The sequence below is a fragment of the Lunatibacter salilacus genome, from assembly GCF_009797935.1.
In the GTDB taxonomy this organism is placed as follows: domain Bacteria; phylum Bacteroidota; class Bacteroidia; order Cytophagales; family Cyclobacteriaceae; genus Lunatibacter; species Lunatibacter salilacus.
In genome coordinates this window covers 666,104-678,654 of sequence record NZ_VOLC01000001.1, presented here as the reverse complement: position 1 = coordinate 678,654, position 12,551 = coordinate 666,104, and the positions used below count along the sequence as shown (strand labels likewise).

7 protein-coding genes are annotated in these 12,551 nt (G+C 38.1%); all 7 read left to right on the top strand.

What is annotated here, in order from left to right; genetic code table 11:
- Positions 1 to 52: 52 nt before the first annotated feature.
- The 7 genes from FQ608_RS02685 to FQ608_RS02655 all read left to right on the top strand — a co-directional run bounded on the left by FQ608_RS02685 (position 53) and on the right by FQ608_RS02655 (position 12,550).
- Positions 53 to 1,531 carry a M14 family zinc carboxypeptidase gene (locus FQ608_RS02685; RefSeq protein WP_158856241.1) on the top strand — a complete coding sequence of 493 codons (1,479 nt, stop codon included), beginning with the start codon at positions 53 to 55 and terminating at the stop codon, positions 1,529 to 1,531.
- Positions 1,532 to 1,558: 27 nt separating this feature from the next.
- Positions 1,559 to 2,182: a class I SAM-dependent methyltransferase gene (locus FQ608_RS02680; protein WP_234364018.1), complete on the top strand. Its 624-nt coding sequence runs from the start codon at positions 1,559 to 1,561 to the stop codon at positions 2,180 to 2,182.
- A 290-nt stretch (positions 2,183 to 2,472) separates the two neighbouring features.
- Positions 2,473 to 4,527 carry a M3 family metallopeptidase gene (locus FQ608_RS02675; RefSeq protein ID WP_394351621.1) on the top strand — a complete coding sequence of 685 codons (2,055 nt, stop codon included), beginning with the start codon at positions 2,473 to 2,475 and terminating at the stop codon, positions 4,525 to 4,527.
- A 595-nt stretch (positions 4,528 to 5,122) separates the two neighbouring features.
- Entirely contained in the window at positions 5,123 to 6,208 is a 1,086-nt protein-coding gene (locus FQ608_RS02670; protein WP_158856239.1) for a DNA cytosine methyltransferase, read from the top strand.
- The gene (locus FQ608_RS02665) at positions 6,175 to 9,051 is read left to right on the top strand and encodes an ATP-binding protein (RefSeq protein ID WP_158856238.1); all 2,877 of its coding nucleotides are present in this window, start codon (positions 6,175 to 6,177) and stop codon (positions 9,049 to 9,051) included. Before FQ608_RS02670 ends, FQ608_RS02665 begins: the two co-directional genes overlap by 34 nt.
- Positions 8,987 to 10,753, top strand: a complete 1,767-nt coding sequence (locus FQ608_RS02660) for a response regulator receiver domain (protein WP_158856237.1) — start codon at positions 8,987 to 8,989, stop codon at positions 10,751 to 10,753. Before FQ608_RS02665 ends, FQ608_RS02660 begins: the two co-directional genes overlap by 65 nt.
- A 6-nt stretch (positions 10,754 to 10,759) precedes the next feature.
- Complete coding sequence (locus tag FQ608_RS02655; protein WP_158856236.1) at positions 10,760 to 12,550, top strand: ATP-dependent nuclease; 1,791 nt, start codon at positions 10,760 to 10,762, stop codon at positions 12,548 to 12,550.
- Position 12,551 lies beyond the last annotated feature (1 nt).

The following is a 12,551-nucleotide window of genomic DNA, read 5'->3' as shown; positions in this document are numbered from 1 at the left end:
AATGATTTTGATTGTACCTTTAGGGAGTAAACCACCAATCCAACTCTTGAATATGCGAAACATATTATCCGTCGGTTTTCTTTTCTTTCTTATTAGCTTATCCACGTCCTGTTCCCGCCCTGAAAGGAAACTTGATGCTCCAACTATTGCAGTAGAAGACCTTCGCCGGGCCGCTGAAATGTACCGTGAGAAAGCATTTCCGGTACGTCGGTTTTCCCATGCAGACATGATCCCTCATATACATAAGAGAAGTAATTTATTCTCTCAGGAGATCTTGGGCCAATCCATCGAAGGGAGGGATATTTTCAGGCTCGATTTTGGTCAGGGAACGAAAAAGGTGATGCTTTGGTCCCAGATGCATGGCAATGAAAGTACCGCCACCATGGCCCTGTTTGATCTGTTTAATTTTCTGGAAGGGGCTGATGACGGATTTGAGGAAATTCGAAATACCCTTGCTGAAAATCTGCATATCCGCTTTATTCCCATGGTAAACCCCGACGGTGCGGAACGTTTTGTCCGCAGAAATGCCTGGGAGATAGATTTAAATAGGGATTTTTTACACGGCACTTCGCCTGAAGCAGTGATTTTAAAACAGGCCAGGGATAATTTTGAGCCGCGGTTTGGATTTAACCTGCACGATCAAAACACATACTATACCGCCAAAGGCTCACGCAATCCAGCCACAATTTCCGTTTTAGCTCCCGCCTACGACGAAGCCACAAGCATCAACGATGTTCGAAGCAACGCCATGAAAGTTATCGTGGGAATGAATGAGATCTTGCAGAAGGAAGTGCCCGGCCATGTAGGCAAATACAATGATGCTTTTGAGCCTAGAGCCTTTGGAGACAACTTTCAGAAGCGAGGTACCAGCACTATCCTTATTGAATCGGGTGGTTATCCCAATGATCCCGAAAAACAATATATCCGGCGGCTGAATTTTATGATTATTTTGAACGCACTATACCAAATTGCCACCGAAGGATTTACTGACTATACAGTGGAAGCCTATTTCGCCATACCTGATAATGAGTCACGTTTGATGGACCTGTTAATTAAAGGCGTTGCTTTAAACGACAGTGTAAACTACAGGGTAGATCTGGGAATTCGTAGGAGAGAGGTGGAGGTAGCTGATCCGCTGGATTACTATGTTTCCGGAAGTATTGCAGATTTGGGAGATTTGTCGGTTTTTTACGGTTATGAGGAAATTGATGAATCTGGCTTGGTGATAGTTCCAGGAAAGACCTACGAACAGCCAATAAATTTTGATAGTTTTACACCAGATGATGCAGTTGAATTACTTCGTTCCGGATATTTGGCAGCAACTACCGCTGAAAGTTTTTCAGGAGCTCTGCATAATTTACCGATAATTGTACTGTCGGGAAAGAAAGAGATCCCTTTTGGAACAGCAATCGGAAGCCCTACTAATTTCTTTTTGCAAAAAGAGGACATACTAAAGTTTGCAGTGATTAATGGATACCTTATTGATTTGGCAATTCCCGAGGCTATTCGATGGAAACAGAAGGTTTTATAAAAAAACGCTAATTTTTAAGCAGTATATATGATGAAAAAATCAACAGTAGAAGATATACGCAAACGATTTGACGGGGACGTAGAGCGGTTTTCGCAATTAGAGACCGGACAACAAGCTGTCATTGATGCGCCTCTGATGATGGAATTAATTACAGAAGCAGCGAGTAAGTCAACCCCTAAGGCAAAGCGAATTTTGGATATAGGATGTGGGGCTGGCAACCAGACATTAAAACTGTTATCGGGACTACCAAACCTTAATTGCGACTTGTTGGATTTAAGCGGACCCATGTTGAAAAGGGCCTATGAGAGAGTGTCAAATCAAACGAATGGATTAGTACGAACCTTTCAGACGGATATTCGGCATGCGGATTTACAGTATGATGCCTATGACATACTCCTAGCCGGAGCGGTTCTCCACCACCTTCGAGATGATGAAGATTGGTTACGAACCTTTACCAAGTTATTTAGCCTTTTGAAGCCCGGAGGAAGCCTATGGATTTCAGATATGGTTCACCACGATGATCCGGCTATTCAGGAGTTGATGTGGAATAGATATGGTAAATACCTTACGACGCTGGGAGGTGAAGATTATAAAGAAAAAGTGTTTTCCTACATCGCTATTGAAGATTCTCCAAGATCACTCACTTATTAAATTAACTTATTGCAAGAAGTAGGCTTTAAACAGGTCGAAATTCTTCATAAAAACAGTTGCTTTGCCGCTTTCGGCGCAATAAAATAAAAGTTAGTCAAATTGATCAGCGTCTTCGAACCGGTGAAGTTCCACTGGTCAGATTATATCTGGAACCATCGGAAGCTTCTTAGTTGTTTCTTAAATCAGAAAACTGCTAACATTAAGAATATATGATGCGTACATCGATAGTTCTAATTATTGTCTCTGCCCTCTGGATAGGATGCGATACCAACGAAGAAAAAACAGATATTATGAATCCATTCTTTGAGGCGTATGACACGCCTTTTGAAGTTCCCCCATTTGATAAAATCAAAAACGAACACTTTGCTCCGGCTGTCAGGGAGGGAATTGTACAAAAGGAAAAAGAAGTAGACGCCATCGTCAATAATCCGGAAGCACCTACCTTTGCAAATACTGTCGAGGCATTGGAATATTCGGGTGAAACCCTGTCAAAGGTCTCCCGGGTTTTTAGCAATTTAAATTCGGCCAATACCAACGACGAGCTGCAGGCCATCGCAAAAGAATTGGCCCCGGAGATTTCCAAACACAGTGACAATATCAATCTGAATGAAAAGCTATTTGCCCGGGTGAAAACCATTTGGGATTCAAAAGATGATCTTGGGCTAAATGCCGAGCAACATATGTTGCTGGAAAAAATGTACAAGTCATTCGTAAGAAACGGGGCAAACCTCAATGAAGCGGATAAAGAAAAATTGCGTGAGATCAATTCAAAGCTATCATCGCTAACCCTTCAGTTTGGTCAGAACCTGCTTGCGGAGACCAATGCCTACCAACTGTGGATTGATGATGAAGCGGATTTATCCGGTTTGCCTCAGGAACTCGTAACCACCGCATCAGCGGACGCAAAGGCAGCCGGGAAAGAAGGTCAGTGGTTGTTTACCCTCCAAAACCCCAGCATCATGCCCTTTTTGCAATATGCGGATAATCGGGAATTGCGAAAGCAGATTTGGGAGGCCTATAAAAACCGGGCAGATCAGGGGAATGAATATGACAATAAAGAAGGTCTAATCGAAACCGCAAACTTACGCCGTGAAAAAGCCCAACTCCTAGGCTATCAAACCCATGCGGACTATGTATTGGAGGAGTCCATGGCAAAAAATGCCGCAAATGTCTATACCTTACTTAACCAACTTTGGACCCCTGCCTTGGCGAAGGCAAAAGTCGAACGGGATGAAATGCAGGCCATGATTAATTCTTCTGGTGAGAGTTTTGAGCTGGAGCCTTGGGATTGGAGGTATTATGAGGAAAAGCTGCGGCAGCAGAAGTTTGAACTCGATGAGCAGGCCATTAAGCCCTACTTTGCCTTGGACAAAGTGCAAGAAGGGGTATTTATGGTGGTTAAGAATCTATTTGGGTTGACCTTTGAGTTGATTCCTAATATCCCTACCTACCATCCCGATGCGAAAGCGTATGAGGTTAAGGAAGCGGACGGTACCCATGTAGGTGTATTGTACATGGATTTTCATCCAAGAGCTTCAAAGCGTGGAGGAGCATGGATGACTTCTTACCGGTCGCAGAAAACCGAAAATGGAGAGAGAAAGGCACCCATTATTTCCATCGTCTGCAATTTTTCCCGACCTTCAGGAAATGCCCCCGCACTCCTGACATTTGATGAAGTCACTACCTTTTTCCACGAGTTTGGCCATGCTTTGCATGGGTTGCTTTCTAATGTGCAGTACCAGAGTTTGGCCGGCACATCGGTTCCAAGGGACTTTGTAGAGCTGCCTTCCCAAATTATGGAAAACTGGGCTACCGAACCGGAGGTGATGAAACAGTATGCGATTCATTACGAAACGGGAGAAGTCATTCCCGATGAACTGATCGAGAAATTGACCAAAAGTGGAACCTTCGGTCAGGGTTTTGGCACAACGGAATACTTGGCGGCGTCTTTACTTGATCTGGATTACCACACCCAAACCGAGCCGATTACTGAAGATGCTACCACCTTTGAAAATGAATCCGTAGCGGAAATGGGATTGATTGATGAGATTATACCGAGGTATAGAAGCACCTACTTTCAACATATCTTTAGCGGCGGTTATTCTTCCGGCTACTACAGCTATATCTGGTCGGGGGTATTGGATACAGATGCTTTCCAAGCCTTTAAGGAAACGGAGTTATTTAATGCCGAAAAAGCCTTGGCATTCCGAAAGGAAATCCTTGAGCGTGGCGGAACAGATGACCCAATGAAAATGTACGTCAATTTCAGGGGAGCAGAACCTACGATTGATGCGCTGTTGAAAAAGAGGGGATTGGATGAGGCGAGTTTGTCGGTGACGAAGTAGATTCATTAGGGTGAGAAATAGAAAAAGCTGATTTTTGGCTGGCTATTTCTTACCTTTTCTTATTGCGTTGGCGTCGTTGTATGAAAATCCGGCAAAAAGATTGGTGAGTTAATTCACTGCATTTTGGTTTGTTTAAACGTTTTACAAAAAGTTAGAAGTCAATAACTAACCATTTTAAAATAATTTTGATTATTGAGTATTCTGCTCACAACCCTGAGTAAATGGTGCTTTTTAAGAATCGCCTGTATTAGTTATTGTTTTCCCAGACAATTTGTTTTATTATTGTTTAAAGAAAATTCAAGAGAAAATTTCAAGTAAATTAACTTAATCATGGATCTTTAAAAGAACAGTAGAGTTGTATTTTTACATGTTAAGATTGAACTTAGCGATAATCATAATTTAATTAGACGAATCGGCAGGTCAAAAAAGTTTCAAAATTAAATGTCAACATAAATCGGTTGATCTTTAAGTAATATTAGCTGATATTTTGTGAATTGAGCGAAAATCATTCTTATTTGTTGGGTGGGAGTTTTCAGATAGTCTGATTTAGATCTTAAATGCATCATATGTTTAGAAACCTAAAGTGAGAGATAGAATGGAAAAAATAGATTTGAAAGCAGTAGACTTCTTCTGTGGTGCAGGCGGGGTAAGTTGCGGATTCAAAAATATTGGTATCAAAGTACTTGCTGGTATTGACATTGACCCTAAATTTAAGAGGACGTATGAGGAAAACAACGGGGCTGGATTCTTGAATATGGATGTGTCTAATCTCGCACCCGATAAGCTTTGCGATTACATTCCGATAGAAAAAAATGATAACAATCTTATCTTTGTAGGTTGCAGCCCTTGTCAGTACTATTCAAATCTTAAATCTGACAAAACCAAATCAAAACAAGGGCGTTTACTGCTGGAAGATTTTAAGGAGTTTGTACTTCATTATCTTCCAGGATTCGTTCTTATTGAAAATGTTCCGGGACTTGAGACGAAAGCTGGTAGCCCTTTACATAATTTTAAGAAAGCATTAAGCGGGCAAGGTTACGTTTTTGACCAGAAGATACTCAATGCAAAATATTTTGGAGTACCTCAAAACAGACGTAGGTTTGTTTTAGTCGCAAGTAGAATTTCGGAAACTATCTCACTTCCCAACCAGAATCTAAGGAAAGAGCAAATTGTAAGTGTGAAGGATGCTATCGGCAATTATGAGCAATTTCCAAAGATTGCAGCGGGAAATGAAGACAAGTCCAACTTCCTTCACGCAACATCAAGATTGTCCAAGCTTAATCTTGAACGATTGAAACATACTCCAAAAGATGGTGGATCCAGGAAAGCATGGGCCTCCAATGAAAATCTCCAACTAGCTTGCTATAAAAACCACGATGGGCACCACGATGTTTATGGACGAATGTTTTGGAACAAACCTGCCCCAACACTCACTACTCGCTTTATTTACACCAGCACTGGAAGATATTCGCACCCCGAACAGAATCGAGGAATATCTTTGCGTGAAGGAGCTACTCTCCAAACATTTCCATTGAACTATAACTTTTATTCTTCTAACAAAGGGGTTATCGCTACAATGATTGGAAACGCAGTTCCTCCAAAGTTGGCAGAAGCAATTGGACAAGCATTGATAGAACACTGGGATAGATGGCAAAATTTAGAGCAAAAGCAAGAGCTGTAGAACTTTTAGGTAAAGGACAAATTGCAGATCTCCCCACTGCAATAACGGAGCTTTGGAAGAATGGCTATGATGCCTATGCAAAAAATCTCGTTTGTCGCTTATTTTTAGAAACATACAAAGACAATAAAAAGCCACTTTTTTTAATATCAGACGATGGTTTTGGAATGTCAGAAAAGGACATAATTGAAAAATGGTTTGTTCTCGGTACGGATTCCAAAGCTCGCGGGGAAAAAATAGAGCCACATTTTGGATTAAGTAGAAGAACGCCAATGGGTGAAAAGGGAATCGGGCGACTTTCTGTTTCGTATTTGGGAAATCAGCTCCTTATGTTGACTAAAAAGCAAGAAAAAATAGCTAACGCCTTTCTTATTGATTGGAGGATTCTGGAAAACTATGATTTCTATTTAGATGATCTCAACATTCCTCTTTTTTCTTTTTCAACTAAAGACGAATTTAAAAAAAAGGAAACTATTGCCGTAGCAGAATTCCTTCAAAACCTAGATGAAAAACGATGGGGTGAGCAAAAGGATTTAAGAAAGCAAATTTTAGATGATTGGAAACCACATTCACCTGCCAGTTTTATTTATGAGGAGATAATTGCTGATTTTCTAAATAAAGAATATCACGGAACCACATTCTTGGTTTTTACTCCACATGAGCAACTCATTGAACTTTCCGACAAAGATCGAATTGAACTAAAAAAAGATGGAGCTTTAACTGATTTACGTTCCTCACTAAGTGGAATGCATAATGATTTAAAAAATTCAAAGAAAGATTTTGAGACCAAATTCATAGTACACGATTCTTCTGGAAAATACGATCTTACCGATGAGTTTTTTACGCAAGAAGAGATGAGAAATGCTGACCATTGGTTAAAAGGAGAAATTGATGAGAATGGATATTTCTCTGGTGAGATCCGCATCTTTAACCACCGTGAAAAATACACTTTCAGACCAAATCGACCACCCGGTAAGACAAATTATGGTTCATTCAACATTGAATGGGGCTCTTTGGAAGGGGACCAAAAAAGTTCACTACTAAATTCGGAAAAGTACAAAAGGCTTAATGAAAAACTCGAAACATTCGGTGGTTTATATGTTTATCGAGATGACTTTAGAGTTTTACCCTATGGAAGGAGTGAATTTGATTTCTTAAAATTTGAAGAGCGAAGGGGGCGTGGTCAAGGGTATTATTTCTTTGCTCATAGGAGATTTATAGGCTACATTGATTTAACGAGAGAAAAAAATCCCAATCTTAAGGACAAGGCTGGGCGAGAAGGGTTTATCCAGAATAGGGCGTATCGTGATTTTAGGGAAGACCTTATTGAATTGTTTGTGGATATCGCAAAGCGATACATGCGTAAAACTCCAGAAGGAGAAAATGCGACATATCGACAATCTCAGTTAGAGGAAATTCAAGAAAAATACACCCGGCAACAGGAAGCTGCGAAAAGGAAAAATGCCAAAACTAAAAAGGCATTTCTTGAGCAACTTAAGGAAAATAAACCGCAAATTGTCGATTTGCAAACTGAAATTTTAAATTTAGCTAGGCAGTTGAATGTAGAAGCAGACCAGTTGGAAATTAATTATAACAATTACAATAGGTTGGTTTCGAAACTCGAAGATAGAAGAGCGGAAATGAGAAATTTAAAACTGGTTAAACCACAAGCTGTTAAAATTACTAAGAGTCAAGAAAAAGAATATCTGAATTATCAAAAAGAATATGCAGTAGCTGAGGATAGAGTTAGTTCGTGTATAAAAATAATTGAGGAAACGCGTAGTAAAATCAATGCTGAGAATCTGAAACTCGAATACAGTGAAAAGTTTCGATCCCACTTAAAATACATTGAAAAACTCTTTTCAAGTTTTCAAAGTATTGGCAAAGAATCATTTAACCGAGTCAATCACCTATTATCAGAAGAGCTGACTGCACAGATTGATCATTTTATAGAGCAAAGCAAAATCACCAAAATCTTGCCAAATGACAGTATCAAAACTGTATCTAGCAAAATAAATATTCTAGACCGAATGGCTGAAGATCAGAAGACTCAAATTGAGCATTCAATAGGAGGGTTTATTAACCATCTTTCAAACCTACAGATAGATGTTGATGATGATTTTTTGAGGGAGTGGTATGAGAAACAAAATCAAAATCTCGAGGAAAAGTTGAGTGATTATGAGGAGTTGGCACAACTTGGTATGTCAATAGAAATTATTGACCACCAGTTCAATGTAATGTATTCTCAAATGAATGATGCTGTAAATGAAATTGATCAATACTCTAGAAAAAATAAAGAAATTGAACCAGCATTCAAGCAATTAAAAGGAGCTTTCCAACACCTTGAAGGAAATTACAAATTACTCAAACCATTGTATCGAACCAGTCGTAGAACAAGAGAGGTAATAACTGGTAGGGAAATAGAAAGCTATATAAAGGAGTTTTTCCAAAATGATTTCAAGAGATATAGAATAGATTTTTCAGTAAATGATGATTTTCGTGAATATGAGTTCTTCACATATGATTCAATTATCAAACCGATATTTCTTAACATAATTAATAATGCAAATTACTGGCTAATTCCATCAGATAAAAGGATCATTAAAATTGAACTGGTCGATGATGAAATTCGGATAATGAATTCTGGAGAACGAATAGATGATGCCTATTTGGAAGACATTTTTACCTTGTTCTTTACCAGAAAGAGAGATGGTCGTGGAATAGGACTTTATTTGGCAAAGAAAAACCTTCAATCGATTGGTTATGAGATTTCTGCAACTAATGAAAAGAGTATTAACACGCTTAATGGAGCTTGTTTTGTTCTTAAAAAAGAAGATTTTAAATAAATTCTATTTTATGGCTAACGATAAGTCAACAAATATTGCAGAATTTTCATTTTCAGATGTAGCCATAGACGTTATTCGAAATTCTATTAGATCGGCAATTTGCATTGATGATAAATATGCATCAGCTTACGAAGAAGATACTTCCAACTTGATTGTTGATGAACCTAGAATACTTCATAAATCATTCCGGGAGGTCGGATTATGTGATTTAGATATTTACCGATTTACGACTTACGAGGCGACATGGAATCCAAGTGTTATGCTGTCAAATAAAGATCTTCTCATTTTAGATTGGGAACTTGACGCTGATGGAAATTTTGACAATGCAATTAAAATCCTTACTAAGGTAATTGAGTCAAAAAAAATCCCATTTGTATTGGTTTATACCTCTACCCCAGACCTCCATTCTGTAAGTAAAGCTCTTATACGTGAGTTTTCACCATATGATAGAGAAGTTTTTAATATAATTTCAGAATCGTTAAAAGTAAATTTTACTCCTATTTCTGACGATCCAGAGGCAATCGAAGCCGATCTTTTTCTTGAAGAAAACACAGAACTTTTTTATGAGTATGTATTTAATTGGAACAAAAGAGATGAATTTGTAACTAACATATTGGCAAATTTTCGTGATAAATTTTCTATAAAAGGGCAAATTAGAGAAAGTGGAATTCGTACAAAAGTATCTGCCTCACTAAAAGCAATCATTACTCAACATAATGATGAACTGTTGGAATTAGCAATGATGTCTATTGCTCAAGAATCCGAAACTAAATCAGCATTTCGAATCGAACGAATCAGTATGGCACAACATGCCTTTCGGTTGAATGGAGCAATTGTTCTTGTATATCATAAGCAAGATAAAGAAGATGGGATCAAACCGGAGGATTTATTCAAAGTCTTTGCCGAAGCGGTGGTAAGTAATCCTCACAACTATCTTAACATACTTTCTCTTGAATTGAAAGACAGACTACGTGAATCATTTTCAAAGATTGGCACCCAATTTTCGAAAACTGATGAACAGGCCTTCTTTTTTCACTTAGAGAATTACCGGACTTTAAATAATGGTGAGGATTATGATTTGAGATCCATATACGATTTTATTTTAAAAAGCTGGATAGGCGAACTACATCAACAGAAGATAAATGAGCAACCAAGGATTTTACAATTTGCCAACCATAGATTTGGGACCCTAACATCACCACCTCCAAAGGAGCTTGCAGCTAACAATACTATTCTTGTTAAGGAGTTGGTTAGGTATTGCGCTTATGTATCTACTACAAAAGTTATTAACAGAAGTGACCCATCCTTGCGATTTGGTGACCTATTTTTAAATCCAGCAAATTCCAATGAATATTTCCTTTGCATAACTCCGTCATGTGATTGCTTGCACCCTGAGAAAATCAACAATAATTTCTACTTTGTCAAAGGGGCAAATTCAAACGACTTTCAAGCCATTCAAGAAGCAGAAACAGGTTTCCTTTCTTTCGTTCTACGAGATAATGAACCTAAGTGTATTAGGTGGCAGTGTAAGCCCTTTACAAGTTACATTACCGCAAATGATATAAAGCAATTGAGAATTAACTACTGCGGTTCGGAAATTCCGTTGCAGCATCTAATTATACTCAAGGAAAACTACACACAAAGAATAGCTAACGAGTCTTTTGGATATGGTCACCGTGTAGGGGTGGATTTACCACATTAGTAATTTATGGAAGTGATAAAAGTCATTAATTCTATTAAAAAAGCAGGAGGACTCAAACGATACATTGATTTCATTCAGTTTCCTTACTACCGAAATATTGAAATTGATACTAGAATTTCTTTTGATTTTCCTTTAACAGTTTTCATCGGTCAAAATGGATGTGGTAAAAGTTCTTGTCTCCATGCTCTTTTTGGGGCACCAGATAGATACACACCTTATAAATTTTGGTTTGACACCAAAGTAGATCCAATTGTCTACTATGACGATGCCAAAAGGAGACATTCCTTTTGGTACTCTTTCCGTGATTCAAAAGGAAGCATTAAGGAAGTTATAAAAGCAAGAATAAAACGAGAGGATAATCCGAATTATTGGGAAACCAGCCGCCCTTTAGTTTGGGCAGGCATGAAGGCAAGAAAAACTCGAGATTCGCCATTAAAAAAACAAGTGATATACCTTGACTTTAGGTCAGAATTGAGTGCATTTGATAAGTATTATTATTTCGGAGATATTAAAAATACAAAATCTAAAAACAAGCAAGAATTTATACGAAAAAAAGCGACGTCCCTTCATAACGTTTTGTCAGGAAAAGTAGCATTTATAAAAAATAGATTTGGAAAGGTAAACCAGGCACTAAGAAATTTAACTGATTCAGAATTAAAGTGGATTTCTTTTATTCTTGGTAAACAGTATATAGCGGGTAAATATCTGGAACATAAATTTTATAGAATTGAAGGGTATTCAGTAATATTCAATACGAATCATGCTAAATATTCAGAAGCATTTGCAGGTAGCGGGGAAGTGGCCATTGTAAGGTTGGTGCTTCAAGTTTTGGACGCCAATCCATTTTCATTAATTTTACTAGATGAGCCAGAGGTTTCTCTTCATCCAGGGGCACAAGGCAGGCTTCAATTGTTTTTGTTAGAACAAATCAAAATAAAAAAGCATCAGGTCATCCTTACAACCCATTCGCCTTCCATTGTAAAAGGTCTTCCAAAAGAAGCGATAAAAGTATTTTATCAAAATCCGAGAAACGGTAGATTTCTTGTAAAGGAAAATCTTACTCCTGAGGAAGCATTTTATCACATTGAATTTCCGATTAATACTCGCAAAAATATAATTGTAGAGGATGTTCTGGCGCAAGAAATTGTGTTAAATGTTCTTGAAAAAATGGGAAAAGAAACCAAAAACCTCTTCAATGTGAAGTTTAATCCAGGAGGAGAAACTGTTATTAAAAAGGAATTCATTACGGTATACTGCCGCGAAAAGAATTCTAAGGACTTTATTTTTTTTGATGGAGACCAGAAACCAGTGGCTCCCCATTACGATTGGCAAAATTTTTCAACCAGTGACCTAAGTGTTAATTTCCTAAAGGGTAAAATTAAGGAGCAAACAAAAGTGGATATCAAGTTCTCAGTGGATAGTGGACAAATTGGAGGAAATGAGCAACAGCAATTAGATTTGTTGAAATCCTATATGGATTATTACCGCAAGAATGTTTCTTATTTACCACAAAGAACCCCAGAAGACATAATTTGGAGTGATGAACTTGCAGAAAATTTAGTCAAAGGAGTGATATTGAATCCTTCGGAAATAAAAATAATTTTGTCGGAACTAACTAAAATAAAGGAAACAAAGCTAAAATTCGCTTTCATGTCTGACAAAGTCCAAGGAGAAAGTAGTGCTGATGCAATTTCGAGCATTCACAAACAGTTTATCCGACGCTGGTTAAATATAGAAAATCAGGATTTTAAAGAAATTAGAAATGTTATTGCCAATATTATTGAAAATAAAGAATGAC

Bases quoted from the DNA above. Each gene is read 5' to 3' on its own strand.
- FQ608_RS02685 (WP_158856241.1), top strand. From the start codon at position 53: ATGCGAAACATATTATCCGTCGGTTTTCTTTTCTTTCTTATTAGCTTA.
- FQ608_RS02680 (WP_234364018.1), top strand. From the start codon at position 1,559: ATGATGAAAAAATCAACAGTAGAAGATATACGCAAACGATTTGACGGG.
- FQ608_RS02675 (WP_394351621.1), top strand. From the start codon at position 2,473: ATGAATCCATTCTTTGAGGCGTATGACACGCCTTTTGAAGTTCCCCCA.
- FQ608_RS02670 (WP_158856239.1), top strand. From the start codon at position 5,123: ATGGAAAAAATAGATTTGAAAGCAGTAGACTTCTTCTGTGGTGCAGGC.
- FQ608_RS02665 (WP_158856238.1), top strand. From the start codon at position 6,175: ATGGCAAAATTTAGAGCAAAAGCAAGAGCTGTAGAACTTTTAGGTAAA.
- FQ608_RS02660 (WP_158856237.1), top strand. From the start codon at position 8,987: ATGAAAAGAGTATTAACACGCTTAATGGAGCTTGTTTTGTTCTTAAAA.
- FQ608_RS02655 (WP_158856236.1), top strand. From the start codon at position 10,760: ATGGAAGTGATAAAAGTCATTAATTCTATTAAAAAAGCAGGAGGACTC.